Consider the following 22437-nt stretch of genomic DNA (forward strand, 5'->3'; position numbering starts at 1 on the left):
GGCGGGGTCAGGGTCGGGGGAAAGGGGATCGAACCGGACAAGAGGAGTCCGCCGCGGCTCTCGGGAAGTCGCGGCGGACTCGGTCTGGGCCTACTCGAGGGCTACCGCCGGCAGGCTCGCGCCCGTCCCCCTGAGCGGGGCAGTGCCCACGCGCTCAGCGCGACTCGCATTCGGTGTCGCTGTCTCGGCATATCGACCTCGGTTTCCGTCCCGCGCCTCGGGTGAGCGCAAGCGGAACGGCCCCGTCCGGCAGCCCCAGTGTGCCGGACGCGAGACATGTTCCTCGCTGACGGCGACGACGTCAAGGGCATCGAGTGGAGGTCACGGGATGCCGACGAGGGCGTCGCCCATCCACACCACGGCGCCATCACCCCGGGCCGCGATCGCGACCGGGGACGAAGCATCCGTCCCCTCCGCACAGCCCACGGCCGTCGCGACGTCGGGGGCGCCCGCCGCGACCCGCGAGATCGCCACACCGGCGCAGTCCTCGGCACGATGAGCGACGAGCACGTCTGATCCGTCGATGGTCAGGGCCAGCGCGTTCTCGGGGGCGAGCGCGACCCACTCGCCGCCGGCCCACGACCACGCGCGGTCGTCGCAGATCAGCGCGATCACGTCGCCGAAGGCGTGCAGACCGAACGCGGCGGGGCACGGCGCGGGCACCGGGCCAGAGGGGAAGTGCACCGAGCTGGGGTCGCTCGGCTCGATGTAACGCGAGGCGGCGAGCACGTCGGGGTAGAAGTCCCAGAACTCGCCGCGCGTGTACGTGCGCAGCGCCTGCGGCTCGCAGCCGGCCACGGCGGCGACGATCTCGGCGTCGCGGGCCGAGAAGGCCTCGAGCGTCTGCACCTGCGCGATGCCCCGGTAGGTGGGGGTCACGTCGGTCCAGGTCGCACCCTGGTCGTACGAGCGCTCGATCAGCGGCCCCGGGCCGGCGCAGGAGCCGGCTGTGGCGCGCCACCACACCTCTGAGCCGAGCCCGAGCATGCGGGTCTGTTCGAGACTCGGGGCGGCCTGGGTGGGAGTCGGGGTCGGCGTCGGCGTCGGAGTCTGCACACCGAGCGTGAACGTCGGCACCGGCTCCGCCTCGCCGCTCACGGCCTCCGGGCGCGCGTGCTCGAGCGCGGCGAAGACGAGCACCGCGACGGCCGCGACGAGCACGGCGATTCCCGCGATCGCGACCCATTTCGCGCCGCCGATGCGTTGCATGATGTCTTCCCGGGTCAGGGGAGGGGGTCGTTGCGGCCGGGTGTGGTCGACGACCCGCCGGCCTGCCGCACGATGTCGTCGATCGTCAGGTTCGCGTCGGGAGCGGCCTGAGCCTTACCGGCCTGGTCGGTTGCCGGGATAGAGCGCACCGCGGAGGCCCGGGGCGTTTCGACTCGCTCGTTCCTCGCTCGCTCAACGACCGGTTGTGCGGGGGTGCGCGCTTGCTCAACGACCGGTTGTGCGGGCGTGCGGGGCGTTTCGACTCGCTCGTTCTTCGCTCGCTCGACGACCGGTGCCTTCGGCGGTGCGGGCTTGGCCTTCCTGGCCTGCTTGCCCTTCTTCGCGCCCGGGGCGTCGGCGACGTACCCGTAGCCGTACCCGCCGTAGCCGTATCCATAGCCGTAGGCGTACGAGTCCGGGCCGCGCGTGGGCACCATCGTCATGGCCACACCGGCGATGCGCGCGCCGGCGACGTTCAGCGCCTCGACCGCGCCCGAGAGCTGGTGGCGGTTGGTGTGACCGGCGCGGACCACGAGGATCGCCCCGCTGGTCGCGTTCGCGAGGATCGCGGCATCCGTCACGGGAAGCAGGGGAGGAGCGTCGCACAGCACGACGTCGAAGTCGCGCTCGAGGGCCTCGAGCAGCTGGTGCATGCTCTTCGAGCCCAGCAGTTCGCTCGGGTTCGGCGGGATCTTGCCCGCCGGCAGCACGTAGAGGCTGCGGTTGCCCCACGGCAGCATGACGTCGGCCAGACGCGCGCGGCCGATCAGCACGTCGGTGAGACCCGCTCCCCCCTCGACGCCGAGGTACTCGGCCACCTTCGGCTTGCGCAGGTCGGTGTCAAGCAGCGCGACGCGCTTGCCGGCATCGGCGAGCGCGATGGCGAGGTTGATGGTCGAGGTCGACTTGCCCTCGCTCGGCACGCTCGAGGTGATCACGTACGAGGCGTGCCCCTCGGTGTCGAGGAACTGCAGGTTCGTGCGCATCGCGCGGAACGACTCGGCCCGCGGGCTGAGCGGGTCGGCGTGCACGATGAGCGGGCGCTCCTTCGCCTTCGGGTCGAAGGCAATCGCGCCGAGCAGCGGGCGGTCGGTCACCTGCTCCACATCCCGCGGCGTGCGGATGCGCGTGTCGAGCACAGCCCGCAGCACCGCGACGCCGATGCCGAGCGCGAGACCCACCAGCGCGCCCAGCGCGAGGTTGAGCGGAACATTGGGGCTCGACGGCCTGAGCGGCGGCAGCGCGTCTTTCACGCGCTCGACGCGCACCGGGCTCGTGTCGGTGCCGTTCGGCGTCTCGAGCCGCTCGACGACGGACTTGAGCGACGCGCCGAGGGCGTTCGCGACATCGGCCGCCTTCACCGGATCAGCGGCGGTCACCGTGATGGTGATGAGGGTCGTGTTGAGCGCAGCGGTCGCGTCGACCGTGGCGGAGAGCTCTTCTGCGGTGGAGCCGAGTCCGAGCTCGGCGATCACCGGATTCATGACGATCGGCGTCTTGACGAGGTTCGTGTACGTCTGCACGCGGGACTGCGTGAAGTTCGATCCCTGCTGCAGATCCTGGATGGTCGAACCCGACTGGGTCGACACGAAAACCGTGCTCTGCGCCTCGTACTGCGGGGTGCGGGTGAGCGACCATGCGGCTGCCACCCCGATCCCTACCAGGGTGGCGACGACGATGATCACCCAGTTCTTGCGGAGGATCCGGATGTAGTCGGTGAGCTCCATGTCGCCTCTCGTGGGGGTTGGGCGTGTGCTCCGTGAATTGTTGCACAGGGCCCGGTGGAGCCCCGGAAAGCGTTACGTCAGTGCGGTGCGCACCGTCGCCGCGACGACCGTGACGGCGGGTTCGAGCTGCCGCGCCGACAGCAGGTACGTCTCCCACGGCTGCCGGTACGGGTCGATCACGTCGTCGTCCTCGGGATCCTCCGGCGGCGCCACGAGACCCCGGTAGGACGCGAGCACGGATGCCGCCGCCCTGAGCTTCTCGGAGGGGTAGGCGGCAGCATCCGTCGCGGCCCTGATCTCGTCTTCGGGCACCGCGGCGGCGATGCGCGCGAACTCGCGGATCGTGAACGTGGAGCGCAGGCGCGACGGCGCCAGCTCGGCGATCGCACGGCGGTGCACGCGGGTCATCGCGAGGATGAGGTCGGGCGACACGAGGTGCTGCTCGGTGAGGAACCGCGACCGGTGCTCGGCCGTCTCGGACGCCGGAACGCCCAGCGCTTCGGCGATGTGCGCGGCTTCGGGGGTCATCGGGGCGGCCGGCAGGCCCCGCGTGCCGGCGCTTGACACGTGGGGCGCGAGATCGGCGAGCCGGGCACGCAGCAGCTGCTCGGCGAGGGGTGAGCGGCAGATGTTGCCCGTGCACACCGTGAGGATGTCGAACACGAAGGGGCCTCCACACGGCGGGTAACGTAGGCGCGTGCCCGATCAGCCTAGCGACGCCGCACCCATGGTCGACCTGTGGTCGCTGGAGCCGCCGGCGGCTGCTTCCGCGGCCGTCCCCGCGGAGGAGGCGCCCGTCGACGAGGCTGCTGCTCCGCGGCGGTCGCGGCGCGGCGCGCACGAGGCGCGCACGGACTGGCGGCTCGGCGGGCGCACGGTCTACCGGTGGCGCGAGGGCCTGCTGGCGGTCGCCCTCATCTCGCTCGGCGCCGGCGTGCTGCTCGGGGCGGCCGTCGCCGCGGTGTGGGATTCGCCGTGGGCCGCGGCATCCGCCACCGTCATCGTCTGGATCGGGATGCTGCTGCCCATCGTCTGGGCCTTCACCCGGTCGCGCCCGATAGGCCTGCTGCGGATCCGCGCGCTCGACGTGCTCTACGGTCTCGTGCTCGGCGCACTGCTGCGCACGACCCAGGGATGGATCGAAGGGCTGGACGGGACGCCGGCCGTGCTCCCGACGCTCGTGGAGGTGAACCGGACAGTGCCGTTGTCGACGGTGGTGTTCGACGCGGTCGCGCCGGTCGTCGTCGCCCCGATGGTGGAGGAGTTCTTCTTCCGCGGCGTGCTGCTCGTCGCGCTGTACACGGTGCTGCGGCGGCCGTTCGGCAAGCTCGCCGCCGGGCTCGCGGCGGCGCTCGGGTCGACGGCGCTGTTCGTGCTGGTGCACGGGATCTCGTCCGCCGGCGACGTGAGCGGCGTGGTGTCGCTCTCGCTTCTCGGGATGGTGTGCGCGCTGCTCGTGCTGCTGACCGGACGCATCTGGGGAGCCGTGCTCGTGCACGCGGTCTACAACGCCTCGTACGTCGCTGTGATGGTGCTGGCGACCGCGATGACCTAGACATCCGGGCTTTCCCTGCGGCTCGAAATGTCCCCCGAATGGGGGACATTTCGCGTCCTGCCCGTGATTTGTCCCCCGAAAGGGGGGCATTGGTACATGCCGAATCGCTCTGTCCCCCGAATGGGGGACAGGCCATTCTGTTCGTGTCCTCCGTTCGGGGGACACCGACGACAATTTGTTACTTTCTGGAAACCCAGGGCCTCTCATCGAACTCTCAGAATGCGATAGCGTGTCACTCGTCGGGCAACCGGGGAGCGCTTGCCCGACACAAATCCCCCCAGCCGATGACGTGCACATACCTCGGGAGATCTCTGCCATGATCAAGAAGACTTTCGCCGCGATTGCTGTCGCCGGCCTGCTGGTTCTCGGCGGCGCCGGTGCGGCATCCGCCGACTACACGCCTGACCCCCCGACCGTTGTCGTGAGCGACACGACGCCCGCCGTGGGTCAGACCATCACCATCACGTTCAACAACCTGAACGTTCCGTTCGTCCGCATCACCGTGACCCCGGGCCAGGGCGTCACGCTCGCGTCGCTCGTCCACGCCGCCGGTAGCGGCGGTGTCGAGAAGCAGGTCGTCAACGGCACGGCCTCGGTCCAGTTCACGGCCAGCCAGACCGGCACCTACGTGGTCACGGCCACGGACGGCGAGGGCAACGTGGTCGCCACCCAGACGCTCACCGTCGGGACGGCCGCTGCCGGTGGCTCGGGCCAGCTGCCCGCTACGGGTGGCGAGGTTCCGGGTGCGATCATCTGGCTCGGCGTCGGCGCCATCGGCCTCGGCGGCATCGCCGTCGCGGCAGCCGTCGCTCGTCGTCGCGCGGCTGCCAACCGCTGATTCACGACTTTTCGAAGACCCCGGGCTCCCGCCCGGGGTCTTCGGCTTATCCAGGGGTCGGGGGGCCAATGGTGAACAACGGCGCCGAGGGGTCGGCAGATTCGATGGTTCGCGGGCGCGCGTGGCGGCATCCGTGGGTGGCGCTGGCGGTCGCGGCCGTGGGCGCGCTGCTCGCCGCGGCGGTGATCCTCTGGCTGCCGTCTGTGCGTTTCGCGCTCTCTCGCTGGCCGGCGGTGGTGGTGGCGCTCGTCGATCTGGTGCTGCTGTCGGCTCCGCTGCTGGGCGCGGTCTTCGTCGCCGTGCGGGTGACGCAGGAGCGGTTCGCGGCGGCGACCGGGCTGCGCGGGTTCTCGTGGATCGACGCCGTCGCCGGACTCGGCGTCGGGCTCATCGCGCGCGCCCTGGTGGAACTCGTCGCGCCGACCACCGGCGGACTCGGGGGCGGGCTGCTCGCGGATGACTCGGGGCTGATCGCCGCGACGATGGTCGCTCTCGCCGGGGCCGTGCTCGTCACCCCGGTGATCGAGGAGCTGTTCTTCCGCGGATTGCTCCAGCGCACCCTCGGCGACGCGCTCGCGGGGGCGGGGCGGTGGATCGCCGGCGCGGTCGCCGTGCTCTTCTCGACCGCGATCTTCACCGGGCTCCACGTGCTCGCCTACGGTGCCTCGGTGCCCCTCGGGCTCCTGCTCGGAACCGTTGCCGTCGGTCTGGGGTGCGGCGTGCTGACCCTGCTGACCGGAAGGCTCGCGGGCGCCGTGATCGCGCACGTCGCTTTCAACGCGATCGGGGTGGCACTGCTGATCTGGTGAGGCGGCGGGGCGCAGCATCCGTTCCTCTTATATGGGCTGCGGCTGCGGCGGGCAGCGTTTCGTCAGAGATTCGCCGTTCGACGGCCCGGAATCTCGTGCACGGTCGGCTGCGATGGGCGTGGTGCAGTCGCCCGGATCGGGGAAACGGATGCTCGACGAGATGGCGCCGCTGCTGTCGGCCGAGGGCATCGACCTCGATGATCTCGGTGACGCCGACCTCGACGAGGTGAACGCGGCGCTCGCGCGGGCGACCGAGCGGCACAGCCTCGCGCTCTTCACCCCGGTGGGGGCGGCGGTGCTCGCGATGGCGTGCTTCGCGGCGATGAACGGACTGCTCGAGGAAGCGTTCGTGCGGAGGCGTGCAGTGGGTGGGAACGGAGCTTCGAATGTCGGAGGTCGGTGAGATGCTTCACGTATGAACATCCTCACCGAGCTGCAGGGCCGGCTGAACCGGCTCGGGGCATGGTCGGAGCTCGATGTCGATGCGGAGGCGCTCCCGTCGAGCGCCTCGCGATTGAGCGATGCGTCGGTGCTCGAGATCCTCGCCGAGGTCGGCGCGATCGCGAACGACGCCGACCGGTTGCAGGCGGTGCTCGCCGGAGTCGCGGCCACCCGGTCGTCACGCGATCGGGGGCAGGGCGGACTCGCCGCAGGGCAGGGCTTCTCCACGCCCGAGAAGCTGATCCAGTCGATCACCGGCGGAACGAGGGCCGACGCCGTGCGACAGGTGCGCGTCGGCACGTCGTTGGTGGAGGGAACGGATGCTGCGCCCCCGCCGTGCGTGCCAGGGCTTGGGGTGTCTGGCGGGACGCGGCTGCCGGAGTCCGGTGCGGACGAGAGCGGTGGCAGCGCGGGCGATGGAGTTCCGGAGGCCGGCACTGACGGTGAGGTCGGCGCGGTGGGCGAGGCTCGGGTGCGGGTGGTTCCCTGGGATGAGCCGCTGCGGCGGGGACTGCTCGACGGGCGGCTGACGACGGCGCAGCATGACGCGATCCGCCGTGGGCTCGGTGAGCCTCGAGCGGCGACCGCTGAGGGCGGTGCCGTGCCTGGCGCGATGGATGCGCCGACGCGTGGGACTGAGCCCGATGCGAATGGTGCTGCGGGCTCGGGTGGGGTGGATGCGCCCGTCGACGACGGGGATCCGGGGGCGGAGTCGATGCTGTTCCCGCTGGTGGACTTGGCTCAGGCGGCCCCGCGCGAGGCGATGGCGCGTGAGGCGTGGTCGCTGGCGGCCGAAGCGCTCGCGGCGGAGGCGTCAAGGCTTCCGGTGGAGGAACTGGCGAAGCGCGCGCGGACCGTGCGAGACATGCTCGACCCGGTCGGGGCCGAGGAACGTTACGGGCGACGGTTCGAGAACCGCGGATTACGGATGTGGACCGACGCCGACGGGCAGGAACGCGGCACGATCGCCTTCGACGATGAGATGGGGGCGTTCGTACGGTCCATGCTCGCCGCGGGGCTGCGCCCGCGCCGCGGCGGGCCTCGCTTCATGACCGACGAAGAGCGTGCGGCCGCGGAGAGCCTCATCGACGACCCGCGCACGAACGACCAGCTCGCCTATGACCTGCTGATGGACATGACTCGCGCCGGCGCGCTCGCCGAGGCGAAGCGTGTGTTCGGATCCCGGCAGCCGGGCGTGCGGATGGTCGTCGTCAAGGACGCCGGACCCCGGGATGCCTTCGGCCGACTTGTCGCCGTCGGCCACGACATGGACGGCGGATGCGCGCTGCCGGGTTCGGTGATCGACCGCAACGCCTGCTCGAACGGGTTCATCGAGGTCATCGTCGATCCCGAGGGCAACCCGTTCGACCTCGGGCGTGAAGCCCGTATGTACTCAGCCGCGCAGCGGGTCGCGCTCGCCGTCCGTGACGGCGGCTGTGTGTGGCCCGGCTGCGACCGGCCTCCGTCGTACTGCGAAGCGCATCACTGCGACCACTTCGCTGAGGGCGGTGAGACGAACGTCGATCGCGGCGTGCTGCTCGGCCGGTTCCACCACATGAAGCTGCACAACACCGGGTGGCGAATCACCCGGGACGGCAAGGGCCCGTTCGTGCTGCGCCCGCCGGCCGGCGAAGGCGCTCCGATCGTGCTGGTCTCGAAGGCGGCGTGGAGCTGGGCATGGGATTCGCCCAGACCGCCCGACCGCGCCGAGTGGCGACAACCGCCCGACCTTCCACCCAGACCGGGCAGTCCGGGCGCCTGGACTCACGAAGGGTCGCACCTCGCGGGGCATGCGAGGGGCGGCGGACGGCGAACCGGCACCTGACCCGGACGTTGGCCGGCGGCATGAGACGGATGCCTCGGGTCGCGGCATCCGTCCCTCGTCGCCGAGTCCGGCTCAATCCAGTTGCGGTGCGAGTTCCTTGATCCACTGGGCCAGCTCAGGGCCGAGGTCGTCGCGGTCGAGGGCGAGCCGGATGGTCGACTTCAGGTAGTCGAGGCGATCGCCGGTGTCGTAGCGGCGACCACCGAACACGACACCGAGCACCGGTCCGGCGACCTGCTCGTCGTCGGCGAGCACCTCGAGGGCATCCGTCAGCTGGATCTCGCCACCCTTGCCGGGCTCGGTGCGCTCGAGCACGTCGAAGATCTCAGGCTTGAGCACATAGCGACCGATGATCGCCAGGTTGCTCGGTGCTTCGTCGGCCGACGGCTTCTCGACCAGAGCCTTGATCTTGACGATGTCGGCTTCGTCGGTGGTCTCGACATCGGCGCACCCGTACAGGTGGATCTGGCTCGGATCCACCTCCATGAGCGCCACGACCGTCGCAGACTGGCCCTGCGAGACCTCGATCATGCGTGAGAGCAGGGGGTCGCGGGCGTCGATGAGGTCATCGCCGAGGAGAACGGCGAAGGTCTCGTTGCCGACGTGCTTGCGGGCGCGCAGCACCGCGTGACCGAGACCGCGCGGGTCGCCCTGGCGGACGAAGTGGACGTCCGCGAGCGAACTGGAGTGCATGACCCGCTCGAGCTTGGTCATATCGCCCTTGCGGTGGAGCGTGTCCTCGAGCTCGGTGACCCGGTCGAAGTGGTTGGCGAGCGCGTTCTTGTTGCGTCCGATGATGACGAGCACATCGTCGATGCCCGCAGCCACCGCCTCTTCGACGACGTACTGAATAGCGGGCTTGTCGACGACGGGGAGCATCTCCTTCGGCATCGCCTTGGTGGCCGGCAGGAAGCGTGTGCCCAAACCGGCGGCGGGGATCACTGCTTTGATCGACGGTGCATTCATGAGAAGAAGGTTAGATACATCGTGTGAACGGGGTGTGACAGATGTCACACGATCCGACGTGTCGACCAGCCGGCGCGTGATGCCCACGGCGTGGCGCTTCTGATGTGACGAGGTCTGCGGGTAATGCGCCGGTTTGGCCGAGGCATCCGCGTCGCGTACTATTGATCTTTGGTGTCCGGCTCAGCTGACCCGGCACCGCGAACGTGAGCCCTCCACTGGCGTGTTCTGCGTTTCGACCCGCTTCGCTCGCTCGACGAGCGGGTGATGCACGCGAAGCGACCGAAAGAGAACCACCCCGGAGTGGGATTCACGAACCTCTCCGTTCGAATCAAGAAAGCAGCACTACTGTGACGCGCACTTACACCCCCAAGGCTGGCGAAGCCCAGCGCGAGTGGCTGGTCATCGACGCGACTGACGTCGTCCTCGGCCGCCTCGCCTCGCACGCTGCCGCGCTCCTGCGTGGCAAGCACAAGGCGACCTTCGCCCCCCACGTCGACATGGGCGACTTCGTCATCATCATCAACGCCGACAAGGTCGCGCTGACGGGCCAGAAGCTCGAGCAGAAGAAGGCCTACCGTCACTCGGGCTACCCGGGCGGCCTCAAGTCGGTCACGTACGCGGAGCTCCTCGAGAAGAACCCGGTCCGCGCCGTCGAGAAGGCCGTCCGCGGCATGCTCCCGAAGAACAGCCTCGGCGCCAACCAGCTGTCGAAGCTCAAGGTGTACCGCGGTGCCGAGCACCCGCACGCCGCGCAGAAGCCCACCGCGTACGTTTTCGACCAGGTCGCCCAGTAAGCGCCGCACAGAACAGGACACACTGATGGCGAACATCGAAGAAACCCCCACGAGCTACTCCACCGAGTCCACCGTCGACGAGACCGTCGTCGCCGCCGAGCGCCCCGTGCTCTCGGTCTCGGGCGCCGCAGTCGGTCGCCGCAAGCAGGCCATCGCCCGCGTGCGCGTCGTCCCGGGCTCCGGCACCATCACGGTCAACGGCCGTGCGTTCGAGGACTACTTCCCGAACAAGCTCCACCAGCAGCTCATCACCGACCCCTTCACGGTGCTCAACCTCACGGGTGCGTACGACGTCATCGTCCGCATCTCGGGTGGCGGCCCCTCGGGTCAGGCCGGCGCGCTCCGCCTCGGCATCGCCCGTGCGCTGAACGAGATCGACGTCGAGAACAACCGCCCGACCCTCAAGAAGGCCGGCTTCCTCTCGCGCGACGCTCGCGTCATCGAGCGCAAGAAGGCCGGTCTCAAGAAGGCCCGCAAGGCCCCGCAGTACTCGAAGCGCTGATCGGCTTCCACTCCGTATGCCGATCTTTGGCACGGACGGGGTGAGGGGGCTGGCCAACGGCCCCCTCACCGCCGATCTCGCACTGTCCCTGGCCCAGGCGACCGCCGTCGTCCTGGGCCAGGGCCGTTCTGCCGAGGCGCGCCGCGCCGCGGGCAAGCGGCTCACGGCCGTCGTCGCCCGCGACCCCCGCGTCTCCGGCGAGTTCCTCTCCGCCGCGGTCGAAGCCGGCCTGGCCTCGTCGGGCGTCGACGTCTTCGACGCCGGCGTTCTGCCGACCCCCGCAGCGGCGTTCCTGATCGCCGACATCGATGCCGACTTCGGCGTCATGGTCTCGGCGTCCCACAATCCCGCACCCGACAACGGCATCAAGATCTTCGCCCGCGGCGGTGTGAAGCTCCCCGATGTCGTCGAAGGGCGCATCGAGTCCGCCATGGCCGGCCCCAAGCTGCTGCCGACCGGCGCCGACGTCGGCCGCATCCGTCGTTTCGCCGACGCCGAGGACCGCTACGTCATCCACCTGCTCGGCTCGCTGCCGCACCGACTCGACGGCATCCACGTCGTGCTCGACTGCGCGCACGGCGCGGCATCCGGAGTCTCACCCGAGACGTTCCGCGACGCCGGCGCACGGGTCACCGTCATCGGTGCCGACCCCGACGGCTGGAACATCAACGACGGCGTCGGTTCGACGCACCTCGACCAGCTGGCCGAGCACGTCGTCCGCGTCGGTGCCGATGTGGGCATCGCGCACGACGGCGACGCCGACCGCTGCCTCGCGGTCGACGCGAACGGCAGGGTCGTCGACGGCGACCAGATCATGGCGATCCTCGCGGTGTCGATGAAAAGCCGCGGCCAGCTCAAGGACGACACCCTCGTCGCCACCGTGATGAGCAACCTCGGACTTCACCGCGCGATGTCGGCCCACGGCATCCACGTCGAGACCACCGCGGTCGGCGACCGCTACGTGCTCGAGCGCATGAACGAGCAGGGCTTCTCGCTCGGCGGCGAGCAGTCGGGCCACGTCATCATGAGCGACTACGCCACGACCGGCGACGGCCTGCTCACCGGCCTGCACCTGGTCGCCGAGATCGCCCGCACCGGCAAGACGCTCGAAGAGCTCGCGTCGATCATGACCGTGTACCCGCAGGTGCTCGTGAACGTGAAGGGCGTCGACCGCTCTCGCGCCGCGACAGACGAGGGAGTTCAGGATGCCGTCGCCCGCGCCTCGGCCCAGCTCGGGCTCTCCGGCCGCGTGCTGCTGCGCCCGTCGGGCACCGAGCAGCTCGTGCGCGTGATGGTCGAGGCATCCTCCGAGGATGAAGCCCGCCGCCACGCCGACGAGCTCGCCGGCGTCGTCCGCGATCGCCTCTCGCTGTAGTCCGCCTCGGTCAGGATCTGCACACCCGGGACCGTGAAGGGCGGATCGTCGCACGCAAGTCGTGCGAGGGTCCGCCCTTTCGCTCTTCCTGGAGGGCGTGCCGACCACGATCCCGGGTGTCTACCGCGAGGGGAATCGATGTCCGCTCATCGAGGGTTCACCACTGTGTGCCGATCGGTGCCGGAATGGTGCGATCTTCGACCGGTGGAGTCTCTCGGACCCCTATCGTCGAGCCGGGGGTTCCGGGGAAAACCCCCATGTGACGTGTGCTGACGCCGACTTACACTGGCGTCCTTCTCAGCGATGAGGAGGGGGGATCGACATGGGCGTTCGCAGCAAGCCCCGCGCGCCGCAGAGCGATCGATCGCGGGATGCCGCGGATCAGAGCGACCTCGAGGCGGAGCGCGCGCGCGAAGCGGCGCTGGCCGGCTTGTTCGGCCCGCTGGCAGAGGGGGAGCGCCAGCAGCCGATCGCGATGGCGGCTGCCAGTGCTCGCCTGATGGCGCGCCACGGGGCGGCGGCCGTCGCCCTGCCCCCGTCGGCGCCGACCGTCGGCGGATTGGTCGGCGTTCCCTCGGGGGTGGCCACCGTGCGCAGGAGTGTGCCGGTCGTCGCCGTCGCGCCCGCGGCAGTCGCTTCCGAGGTCGCGGATCCGACGCTCGTGCCCGCTCTGATCGACATCGCTGTTCAGACTGCGGCGGTCGGGCCTGGGGACCCGGCCGTCGCGCCCTCAAGGGGTGGGGCCCCGGCTGCGGCGCTGGGCACGGCGCCCGAGGTGCCTGCGCTGGTCGGCGCGGGGGACATGGCTCCTGCGTCGGGGATGGCGTTCGAGGTGCCCGCGGTGGTCGGCGCGGGAGATCCGGCCGCTGCGTTGGGGATGGCGCCCGAGGTGCCCGCGGTAGTCGGCGCCGAGGACCTGAACGAGCCGTCGACGGCACCCGAAGTGCCTGCCTGGGGCGGGGCCGGGCACATGGCTGCTGCGTTGGGGATGGCGCCCGAGGTGCCCGCGGTGGTCGGCGCGGGAGATCCGGCCGCTGCGTTGGGGATGGCGCCCGGGGTGCCCGCGGTGGTCGGAGCTGGGGCTCCGGCCGCCGCGCTGCCGGCGGCGCAGGTGACGCCGGCGCCGAGGACAGGCGTGCCGGTCGCGGACACGGGGAGGTCTGTCTTCCCGCTCGCGACGGCGCGATCCGCGGACTCGGCCGCGGCCGCGCCCCGTGTCTCCCGCCCGGCACGCCGCAGGGGAGCGATGAAGTGGGGGCTGGCTGCGGCATCCGCCATCATCGTCGCCGCGATCGCCGTCACCGGAACCCTCACGGTGCAGTCCGCTCAGGCTCGCGAGCGCCTCGTGGCGGCGGTCGCCCAGTGGGACACGGCAGAGCAGGCGGCAGCCGCCGCGCAGAGCGACCTGGACGCCGCGATCGGCGAGTACAGCACGCTCGGTGCGCAGGGAGCAGACGCCGTTGCCGCGGCCGGTCCGGTAGTCGCCCAGCTCGCCGGTGTGAGCGACGAACCCGCACGGCTCGCGGTCCGGGCGGCGCTCGATGCGTTGGCGGCGCAGGGGACCGCCGGGCCTGTCACCGAGGCGGCCGCGTACGCGCCGGCCGATACCGACACCACCGATCTCGAGGCGGTCACGGCCGCGGCGGCGGCCGCCGATGTCCAGGCCGAGCGGCTCGCCTCCGCCGCGGCGAACGTGCGCGCGGCCGCGGCGACATCCGAAGGCCGAATCGACGACGCGCGTTCGGCGCTGTTCGCGCTCGGCGGCACGCTGCCCGCGTGGGGCGAGCGGATCGTCGCGGAGAACCCCCTGGCCGCTGCCCCCTTCCACGACGCCGTTCGTGCCGCAGCGGGAGCAGCGGCAGCAGCCACGGAACAGGCCGCTGCGCTCGAGGCGATGGCGTCGTACGCCGCCGCCGTGGCGGCGCTGCGCGACGAGCAGACCCGGATCGCCGCGGAGCAGCTGCGGATCCGGGAGCTGCTGGAGCAGCGCGCGCAGACACCACGCGCCCCGCGGACGGAGGACGCCGTACCCGCACCCGCGCCGCAACCGGCGCCGGGGGCAGACGAACCCGCGCCCCAACCCGAACCCGAACCGCAGCCCCAACCCGAACCCGAGCCGCAGCCCCAACCCGGACCCGAGCCTCAACCCGAACCGGGCCCGAACCCCGGAGACGAGTGGCCATGGCCCTGGCCGTGGCCCGACAATTCCTGATCGACGCGCGAATCTCTCACGGTCCGACCTCCGGCGTTGCGGCGTCGTGGCGAGCTAACGTGGGGGCATCCGAGAGGAGCCGACGTGGGTGAACCGATCGTCGTGGGAATCACAGACGGCCCTGCCGCGCAGCGCGCCGTCGAGTGGGCGGTGAAGCGCGCGTCCGCCCATCGCCTGCCGTTGAAGCTCATCGAGGTCGTCGGCGGAGCCGTCGGCGCGGTGGGTGAGGACGAGGTGCTGGATGCCGCCGTCTCGGCGGCCCGGGAGCGGGTCGAGGCCACCGCATCCGCAATGCCTCATCTCGGCCTCAAGGTGTACATGCGCGTCGACCGCGGTAATCCCGTCGCAGTGCTGACGGATGCCTCCGCCCACGCCTCGCTCCTCGTCATCGGCAGCGATCACACCGGCACCGGGTCGCACCGCCGTGGCGCGCACGGATTGCGCATCGCGGCCGGAGCGCACTGCCCCGTGGTGGTCGTGCCCGACGTCGACGTCTCCGGCCGCACCGGAGTCGTCGTGGGCGTCGACGGATCCCCGGTGTCGGAGAAGGCCGTCGCGTTCGCCGCGGCAGAGGCCGACCGGCTCGGCGAGCCGCTCATCGCCGTGGCGGTCTGGACGCCGCTCGAGGTGCCGCGCAACATGGGCGCGTACCCCGTGCAGTATCTCGAGAACATGGAGAAGCTGACCAGCGAGGCGCTCGGGCTCTCGCTCGCGGGACTCGCCGCGCGCTACCCCGACCTCGAGGTCGAGCGGCGCGTCGAGCGGGGCTATCCGTCGCACATCATCAACGAGCTCGCGGCTTCGGCGCGGCTCGCCGTCGTCGGGTCGCACGGCCGCGGAGCGCTGGCGCGCTTCCTGCTCGGCTCGATCAGCCAGGAAGTGCTCGCACGGCTCGCCACCGTGACCGCCGTGGTGCGCTGAAGATCGCGCAGCGCGCGCGGACGCGGCATCCGTCCGCCGTCGGTCGTTGCGATCGTCGGCTCGGACTTCGCACCTGCCGGGCCCGCGAGAACGCGCGATATCACCGTGTGAGTGTCGGGTCCGGTGCTGTTGTGCGGTCTCGCGTGAGCGACGGGCGCAGCGAGCGCGACGTGGGGTGACTTCTCCGGCCTCCGGACGGCGCCTTAGGCTGGGCACATGTCTGGGAGGACCGGCGGGCGCGCGCGCGTCAGCGACGTGGCCGCGGCCGCCGGCGTCTCGGCGACGACGGTCTCGCACGCGCTGAGCGGCGCGCGGGCGGTGAACGCCGAGACGCGCGAGCGCATCCTCGCCGTCGCGCGTGAGCTCGGCTACGTCCCCGACCGGGTGGCCAGCGGCCTCAGGCGCCGCCGCACCGGCGTCATCGGACTCATCGGCGACGACCTCGCGGCGACCCCCTTCGCCGGCCGCATCATCGAGGGCGCCCGACGAGCGGGGGTCGAGCGCGACGTGCTGCTGATGGTCGCCGAGAGCGAAGGCGACCCCGATGCCGAACGCGACCTGGTCACGCGCTTCCTCGCCCAGCGGGTCGACGGCCTGCTGATCGCCCGCATGTACCACCAGCGCGTCGCGCAGCCCGACATGCCCGGCGACGTGCCCGTCGTCCTCGTCGACGCCGCGCCGGAACCCGGCTGGCAGGTCGACGCGGTCGTGCCTGACGAGGCGCAGATCGCCGCCCTCGCGTGCGAGCGCCTCACGCGCGAGGGGCACCGCGACATCGCCTACGTCGGGACCACCGACGAGTCCCGCGCAGCGCGGGGCCGTCTGATCGGCGTGCGATCCGCCCTCGGCGACGAGGGCATCGCTCTGACCGACGGGCGCCTCGACTTCTGCTCGTCCGATGCGGCCGGAGGGCGCGAGGCCGGCGGGCGGCTCCTCGATCAGCCCGATCCGCCCACGGCGGTGATCTGCTTCAACGACCAGATCGCGATGGGCGTGATGCAGGCCGCCGCCCGCCGGGGCATCCCCGTCCCGCAGGGCCTGTCCGTCGTGGGGATCGACGATCTTCGTCCGGTCGCGGATGCCCTCGACCCGGGGCTGACCACGATCGCGCTGCCCCACGGCGAGATGGGGCGATGGGGGATGACGCGCCTGCTCGACCGGATCGACGGGACGGCGCCCGCACTCGGCGACGGCGTGCACCTGCTCCGGGGCTGGCTCGTCGAGCGTCAGTCCGTCGCGGTGCCGCCGCCGCGCTAGCCGCTATCCGCGCGGTGCCTGCCTCTCGACCGGCGCAACCCGCAACGGCGTCAGGCTCGCGTCCGCGACCGCGACCTCTTCCCGAGCACCCTCCAGCTGCAGACCCCGCTCGCCCGTCGTCCCGAACGTCGCCATCGTGAGCGCGGCACGGCCCCCGCCCGCGAAGACCTCGATCGAGGCGGCGTCCACGACGATGTCGAGCTCGATGCGGCCATCGACGGGGTCCACCGCCGCGGTGCGCACCTCGCGGTACGCCTCCGGCATCGTCTCGGCGACGGCGTCGGCGTCCCGTGCGACGAACACGGAGCGCGCCTCGAAGTCGTAGCCGACCGTCGCGAAGCCGCCGTCGCCCGTCAGGACCTTCACCCGCAGCTCGCCGGCCTTGCCCGCAGCATCCAATCGCAGTCGATACGCGCCCGATTCCGGCACCGTGACGTCGACGGTATCGCCGTCGGCCAGCCGCGCGTCGTCGAGGTGTTCCGGCGTGCCCTCCAGCGCATCCAGCTCGGGCGCCGGCGACGAGTGCAGCGTCGCGCGTCCGCCGTCATCCCGCAGCGTGATCTGCCGCACGAGCGAGTCCGACCCGCCCTGCCACTCCTCGCCCGGGAGCCCGCCGGCGTAGGCCCAGTTGTTCATCCAGCCGATGCCGTACCGCGACGCGAGGCGGTCTGTCTCGTCGAGGCGCGGGTCGTCCCACGTGACGGCGGCGTAGTAGTCGGGCCCGTGATCCATCCACTGGTGGCCGGTGCCGTCGGCGGTGAAGCGCTCGCCGTCCCAGTCGCCCACCCAGTACGCGGTGCCGGTCGTCATGCCCTCCGCGGCCCCGTTCGCGCCGGCGACCAGCACCCAGCGCACGTCGTCGGGGTCACCGTCGACCGCCATGGGGAACAGGTCCGGGCACTCCAGCACGCCGAGATCCGAGGTGGCGAAGTCCGACGCATAGGTCCAGTCGCGCAGGTTCGGCGACGTGTAGAACCCGATCCGGTCGTGCTCGGCGAGCGCCATCACCCAGTGCCCGGCCGCCTCGTCCCAGAACACGCGGGGGTCGCGCCAGTCGGCCACGCCGGGATTGTCCATCACCGGGTTGCCCTCGAACGAGTCGAAGTGGTAGCCGCCGTCGCGCGAGACGAACAGGGACTGGCGCTGGACGCCGTCCACCTGCTGCGTCACGAGCGCGATCACGGCGCCCTCGCCGAATCCGGCGGTGCCCTTCTCGTCGACGACGGCGGTGCCGGTCCAGATGTCGCCGAGCCCGTTCGTGTACTTGTCGATCGCGACGCCCTCGTCGCTCCAGTGCACGAGGTCGGTGGAGGTCGCGTGGTACCACGCGGTGCCGTTCCCGTCGGGGTAGTCGGCGTTGTAGAGGTAGTAGTAGTGCCACACGCCGTCGAGGAGGAACGGCTTCTGCGGGTCGTTCATCCAGTTCTCGTCGGGCGTGAGGTGAACCGCGGGCCGATGCGGCGACCAGTCCGCCGGCCGTTCGAACGCGTCGGTCGTCGCGGACGGCGAGGGTGCAGCATCCGTCCCCGTCCGCGGTGAGAGGGCGACCGCGATCGCCACCACGAGCAGGATCGCGGCGGCCGCGGCCGCCACCAGGACGAGCAGGCGCCGGGGCGCCGCGGATCGGGTGTTCTGCGGGGGCATTCGGTCTCCATCTCTCCTCGGGAAACGGGAGAACGGATGCCTCGGCACGGGGCCGTGCCGAGGCATCCGCTCGACCGTCAGGTCAGGTCAGGTCACGGCAGCGGCGTGACCTTGCCGCCCGGGTTGACGTTGATGTTCGCCGGGATGTCGGCGTAGCCGCCGAGCCCGCCGTTGCCGTACGAGTAGTCGACCGCCGACGAGGCGCCGTCGATGTCGATCTTGACGGTCGGCGCGAGGGTGCCGCCGCGGCGGAAGTTCCCCTCGGTGCCGATGGTGTCGATGAACGACTGCACCAGTCCGCCGGGCATCACGTAGTGCGAGTACGCCTGGAAGTGCCCGATCGGCTGGTTGAAGTCCGGTGCGAACGGCTGTCCGCCCAGGAAGTTCAGGTTCGTCGGGTTGCCCAGTGCCAGGCCGGAGCCGGAGTTCATCGGCTGGTAGTCGCTGCGGATGCCGTCGCCGACGAACCCGTAGACGCCCTCGGGGCCATCGATGCCGTTCGCGAACGTGCCGCGGTGGCTGATGGTGAAGAGGTAGTACTTGCCGTCCTTCATGTAGATCTGCGGACGCTCGGTCTGGTCGGTGACGCAGTTCGCCGACAGGATGGGCGGCAGGAACTCCCACTCGGTGAGGTCCTTGTTCTTCGCCTTCGCGAGACCGACGTTGCCGATCTGGTAGGTGGCACCGGAGGCGTTCACCTGCTCGACCGTCTCTGCGAAGGGGTCGCCCTCGCGGTAGCCGAGGTCCTCTTCGTCGCACGTGGCGGACTCGCGCGGCATGGCGGAGTTGCCCTCGAAGACCATGAAGGTCTCACCGGGGTGAGCCGGGTCCTCGAACGTGAACGGGTCGCGGAAGTTGAAGAACTCGTTCTGCGCACCGGTCTGGTAGTACGTGCCGTCGGCCTGCAGCAGATCGGTGACCGTGTCGAATCCGGTGAGCTTCACGCCGTTCTTGTTGGCGTGCACCTTGCCGACGCTCAGCGCGATGCGCGGGTCGTAGGGCTTGCGGTTGCTGCCGTCCTCGTTGCGGTAGAACGCGACATCCGTGAAGAACAGCTTGATCTCGCCGCCCTTCGAGATGCGCGCCGAACCCGACCACTGGGTCTGGTGGCTGTACGACTGGTCGGGGAAGATCTTGCCGGTCACGCCTTCGTCGAAGACGAGGCCGCCATACGTCCAGCCGCCGTTCTCCGGACGCTCGTCGGCGGGGACGCCGGCGGGGCGATAGAAGTAGCCGATCTTCGCGAACACGTGGCGCTCGTCGAACACGAGGTTGCGGTCGGCCACGAGCGAGAAGATGATCTCCTGGCCGTTGACGCTGTACTGGTTGGCGTCCTCATCGGTCAGGGGCCACGAGTCCCAGACCCAGACCTGCTCGTTGCTCATGTCCGGGAAGTCCTGCGGAACCGCGGGCATGGTGAGCTCGGCGGGCATCGAGTTCTGCTTCGAGCCGGCGGTCGGGTCCGACAGCCGCTTGAGCTGCCGGGCGTCGGCCCGGGTCCACTTGGCGGTGAAGTCGTCTTCGGGGGCGTGCGCCTCCTGGGTGTGCACGGTCGGCTGGGGACCGTCCTGCAGGTCGGGGACGGCCGTCGCGGTGGGGGCCGCAACCGCTGCCGCGGGCAGGCCGACGAGCACGGATGCTGCGACCGCCGCGGCGGTGAGGCCGCCGGTCAGGACGCGCCTGACCTTCTTGGGGGGAGTGTTCATTTCTGTGGCTCCTTGATTCTCAGAGGATGCAAATCGATTTGCGTCCTGTATCCATAGTCGCATGCGGTACGGGATCCCGCATGTCGGCCATTCGGGGGACACGGCTGGTGCGAAGCAGTACTTGACGTGGAGGCGCCTTGCGGTTCATAATCGATCCCGTTCGATAAATCGATTTATCACAAGGAAGTGACAACATGGCGAGGGCCCGGATCTCAGACGTGGCGGCGGTTGCCGGCGTCTCGGTGACCACGGTCTCGCTCGTCATGAACGATGTGGAGTCGCGCATCTCGGAGGAGACGAGGACGCGCGTCCGCGAAGCCGCGCGCGCGATCGGATACGCGCCGAGCTCGGTCGCCCGCGGACTGCGCACGCAGCAGACCCGCACCGTCGGACTCATCTCCGACCAGATCGCGACCACCCCGTTCGCGGGGCGCATGCTCGCCGGCGCACAGGATGCGGCCCGCGACAGCGGGCACCTCGTCTACCTCCTCGACACCAGCGGAGATGTCGAGATCGAGCGCGCGGCGATCGACGCGCTCACCGCGCAGCAGGTCGACGCGATGATCTACGCGTGCATGTGGCACCGGGTCGTCGACGTCCCGCAGGGCGTCCTTCCGAAGACCGTGCTGCTGGACTGCCGGCCCGCGGACGGCGGCTACCGCAGCGTCGTCCCCGACGACCGTGCGGGGGGAGCTGCGGCGGTGCGCGAGCTCGTCGCCGCCGGGCACCGGCGCATCGCCTACCTCGACACCGACGACCCGCTGCCCATCGCCTCGCGACTGCGCCACGAGGGGTACCTCGAGGCGCTCGCCGAGGCCGGCATCGCCGCCGACCCGGCGCTGCACGTCACCGCCGAGACCTCGGCCCACGGCGGGCGCGCGGCAGCCGAGCTCCTGCTCGACCTGCCCGAAGAGCAGCGGCCGACCGGCATCTTCTGCTTCAACGACCGCATGGCGGCCGGCGTGTACATCGCCGCGCACCGCCGCGGGCTCGACATCCCCCGCGATCTCTCCGTCGTCGGCTTCGATGACCAGCAGCTGATCGCGGCGGAACAGGATCCCCCACTCACCACCGTCGCTCTGCCCCATTACGCCATGGGCCGCTGGGCGATGGAGGTCGCGCTCGGCGTCCGCGCGGAAGGGGATGAGGACGCCACGCACCTGATGGAGTGTCCCGTCATCCGACGAGACTCCGTAGGCCCGCCGCCGGCGCAAGTCGCCAAACCGAACCGGCGACGGGCTTCACACACCGAGCGGCCGCCGCAGGCGGCCACCGATCAGTGACCCACGCGGGCGTGAGTCACCAAGAAAAGGAAACCACAACAATGCGCACAAGGACCCCGATCCTCGTGTCCGCGGGCCTGGTCACGGCGATCGCCCTGACCGGCTGCGGGCAGGCCGGCCAAGGAGACACCACCACAGCGGACGGCCGCACCCCGTTGACGATGTGGACCCACTCCGCGGGCAACCCCGCTGAGCTCGAGGTCTACGAGCAGATCATCTCCGACTTCAACGCGTCGCAGGACGACTACGAGGTCGTGCACGAGTCGTTCCCGCAGGGCGCCTACAACGACGCGATCGTCGCGGCCGCAGCATCCGGTGATCTGCCCTGCCTTCTCGACCTCGACGGCCCGATCATGCCCAACTGGGCCTGGGCCGGCTACCTGCAGCCGCTCGGCATCTCGACCGACATCACCGACTCCCTCCTCCCGACCGCGGTCGGCGTGTGGGACGACGAGATCTACTCGGCCGGCTACTGGGATGCCGCGCTCAGCATCTTCGCGCGCAAGTCGGTGCTCGAGGCGAACGGCGTCCGCATCCCGACCGTCGAGGAGCCGTGGACGGAGGACGAGTTCGCCGACGTTCTGGCCACGCTGAAGTCCGCCGGGTACGACACCCCGATCGACATCGGCGCCGAGGACAAGGGCGAGTGGTGGCCCTACGCGTACTCGCCGTTCCTGCAGAGCTTCGGCGGCGACCTGATCGACCGCGACACCATGCTCTCGGCCGATGGCGCGCTCAACGGCCCCGACGCGGTCGCGTGGGGTGAGTGGTTCCAGGGTCTCTTCGCCGACGGATACGCGAACAACAGCGGCACGATCGGCAACCAGGAGTTCATCGACGACGAGGTGGCCCTCAGCTACACGGGCGTCTGGAACGCCGTGACCGCACTCGACGAGGTGGGCGACGACCTGCTGATCCTGCCCCCGCCGGACCTGGGCAACGGCCCGAAGATCGGCGGCGGCTCGTGGCAGTGGGCGATCTCCTCGTCGTGCGACGACGCGGACGGTGCCCGCGCATACCTCGAGTTCAGCTTCCAGGACAAGTACCTCACCGAGTTCGCCGACAAGCAGGTCGTGATCCCCGCCACGGAGGCCGCGGCCGAGGCGTCGAAGTACTTCGGCGAGGACGGCGCCCTGCGTCCGTTCGTCGAGTTCTCGCAGCAGTACGCGGTGCTGCGCCCCGAGACGCCCGCGTACGCGGTCATCTCGACGACGTTCGAGACGGCGGCCAAGGACATCATGAACGGTGCCGACGTGCAGCAGACGCTCGACCAGGCGGTGTCGGAGATCGACGCCAACATCGAGTCGAACGACGGCTACGGCTTCCAGTGATCCACCGCGCCGGCGGGGGCCACGGGTCCCCGCCGGCGCACT

Annotated in this window: 19 protein-coding genes; 13 read left to right on the top strand and 6 right to left on the bottom strand. The window is 70.7% G+C overall.

Annotation, left to right across the window (positions count from 1 at the left end; translation table 11 throughout):
• Positions 1-321: 321 nt before the first annotated feature.
• The 3 genes from MRBLWH3_RS07065 to MRBLWH3_RS07075 form a co-directional block, all read right to left on the bottom strand.
• Positions 322-1209: a hypothetical protein gene (locus MRBLWH3_RS07065; RefSeq protein WP_363429989.1), complete on the bottom strand. Its 888-nt coding sequence runs from the start codon at positions 1207-1209 to the stop codon at positions 322-324.
• 14 nt (positions 1210-1223) lie between these two features.
• Positions 1224-2936: a polysaccharide biosynthesis tyrosine autokinase gene (locus tag MRBLWH3_RS07070; protein WP_363429991.1), complete on the bottom strand. Its 1713-nt coding sequence runs from the start codon at positions 2934-2936 to the stop codon at positions 1224-1226.
• 72 nt (positions 2937-3008) lie between these two features.
• Positions 3009-3599, bottom strand: a complete 591-nt coding sequence (locus MRBLWH3_RS07075; protein ID WP_363429993.1) for a low molecular weight phosphatase family protein — start codon at positions 3597-3599, stop codon at positions 3009-3011.
• Between the two features lie 34 nt (positions 3600-3633).
• On the opposite strand from MRBLWH3_RS07075, the gene MRBLWH3_RS07080 reads away from it, so the two are divergent.
• From MRBLWH3_RS07080 to MRBLWH3_RS07100, 5 genes are all read left to right on the top strand, one after another.
• Positions 3634-4491, top strand: coding sequence for a CPBP family intramembrane glutamic endopeptidase (locus MRBLWH3_RS07080; RefSeq protein ID WP_363429995.1), 858 nt, complete (start codon positions 3634-3636; stop codon positions 4489-4491).
• Positions 4492-4807: 316 nt separating this feature from the next.
• Positions 4808-5329 carry an LPXTG cell wall anchor domain-containing protein gene (locus MRBLWH3_RS07085; RefSeq protein WP_363429997.1) on the top strand — a complete coding sequence of 174 codons (522 nt, stop codon included), beginning with the start codon at positions 4808-4810 and terminating at the stop codon, positions 5327-5329.
• A 68-nt stretch (positions 5330-5397) separates the two neighbouring features.
• Complete coding sequence (locus MRBLWH3_RS07090) at positions 5398-6138, top strand: CPBP family intramembrane glutamic endopeptidase (RefSeq protein ID WP_363429999.1); 741 nt, start codon at positions 5398-5400, stop codon at positions 6136-6138.
• 148 nt (positions 6139-6286) lie between these two features.
• Positions 6287-6541, top strand: coding sequence for a hypothetical protein (locus MRBLWH3_RS07095; RefSeq protein WP_363430001.1), 255 nt, complete (start codon positions 6287-6289; stop codon positions 6539-6541).
• A 12-nt stretch (positions 6542-6553) separates the two neighbouring features.
• On the top strand, positions 6554-8404 hold the full coding sequence (locus tag MRBLWH3_RS07100; RefSeq protein ID WP_363430003.1) for an HNH endonuclease signature motif containing protein: 1851 nt from the start codon (positions 6554-6556) through the stop codon (positions 8402-8404).
• A 72-nt stretch (positions 8405-8476) separates the two neighbouring features.
• Here MRBLWH3_RS07100 and galU read toward each other — a convergent pair whose 3' ends face one another.
• Complete coding sequence (gene galU / locus MRBLWH3_RS07105) at positions 8477-9370, bottom strand: UTP--glucose-1-phosphate uridylyltransferase GalU (RefSeq protein ID WP_363430005.1); 894 nt, start codon at positions 9368-9370, stop codon at positions 8477-8479.
• A 347-nt stretch (positions 9371-9717) separates the two neighbouring features.
• Between galU and rplM the strand changes: the two genes are divergently transcribed.
• From rplM to MRBLWH3_RS07135, 6 genes are all read left to right on the top strand, one after another.
• Complete coding sequence (rplM, locus tag MRBLWH3_RS07110; protein WP_363430007.1) at positions 9718-10164, top strand: 50S ribosomal protein L13; 447 nt, start codon at positions 9718-9720, stop codon at positions 10162-10164.
• Positions 10165-10189: 25 nt separating this feature from the next.
• Entirely contained in the window at positions 10190-10666 is a 477-nt protein-coding gene (gene rpsI, locus MRBLWH3_RS07115; protein WP_056371198.1) for a 30S ribosomal protein S9, read from the top strand.
• Between the two features lie 16 nt (positions 10667-10682).
• A complete protein-coding gene (gene glmM, locus MRBLWH3_RS07120) occupies positions 10683-12041 on the top strand; it encodes a phosphoglucosamine mutase (RefSeq protein ID WP_363430009.1) in 1359 nt (452 codons plus the stop codon).
• A gap of 322 nt (positions 12042-12363) precedes the next feature.
• Entirely contained in the window at positions 12364-14253 is a 1890-nt protein-coding gene (locus MRBLWH3_RS07125) for a hypothetical protein (protein ID WP_363430011.1), read from the top strand.
• A gap of 84 nt (positions 14254-14337) precedes the next feature.
• Complete coding sequence (locus MRBLWH3_RS07130) at positions 14338-15174, top strand: universal stress protein (RefSeq protein WP_363430013.1); 837 nt, start codon at positions 14338-14340, stop codon at positions 15172-15174.
• Between the two features lie 216 nt (positions 15175-15390).
• Positions 15391-16431, top strand: coding sequence for a LacI family DNA-binding transcriptional regulator (locus MRBLWH3_RS07135; protein WP_363430015.1), 1041 nt, complete (start codon positions 15391-15393; stop codon positions 16429-16431).
• 3 nt (positions 16432-16434) lie between these two features.
• Here MRBLWH3_RS07135 and MRBLWH3_RS07140 read toward each other — a convergent pair whose 3' ends face one another.
• Complete coding sequence (locus MRBLWH3_RS07140; protein WP_363430017.1) at positions 16435-18075, bottom strand: glycoside hydrolase family 32 protein; 1641 nt, start codon at positions 18073-18075, stop codon at positions 16435-16437.
• 92 nt (positions 18076-18167) lie between these two features.
• The gene (locus MRBLWH3_RS07145) at positions 18168-19781 is read right to left on the bottom strand and encodes a glycoside hydrolase family 68 protein (protein WP_363430019.1); all 1614 of its coding nucleotides are present in this window, start codon (positions 19779-19781) and stop codon (positions 18168-18170) included.
• Between the two features lie 194 nt (positions 19782-19975).
• Here MRBLWH3_RS07145 and MRBLWH3_RS07150 point away from each other — a divergent pair, with 194 nt between their 5' ends.
• Positions 19976-21064 carry a LacI family DNA-binding transcriptional regulator gene (locus MRBLWH3_RS07150; protein ID WP_363430021.1) on the top strand — a complete coding sequence of 363 codons (1089 nt, stop codon included), beginning with the start codon at positions 19976-19978 and terminating at the stop codon, positions 21062-21064.
• 41 nt (positions 21065-21105) lie between these two features.
• Positions 21106-22395 (top strand): sugar ABC transporter substrate-binding protein, encoded by a 1290-nt coding sequence (locus MRBLWH3_RS07155; protein WP_363430023.1) that lies wholly within the window; start codon positions 21106-21108, stop codon positions 22393-22395.
• Positions 22396-22437 lie beyond the last annotated feature (42 nt).

Origin of the sequence: Microbacterium sp. LWH3-1.2 (assembly GCF_040675855.1) — a bacterium.
Classification (GTDB): Bacteria; Actinomycetota; Actinomycetes; order Actinomycetales; family Microbacteriaceae; genus Microbacterium.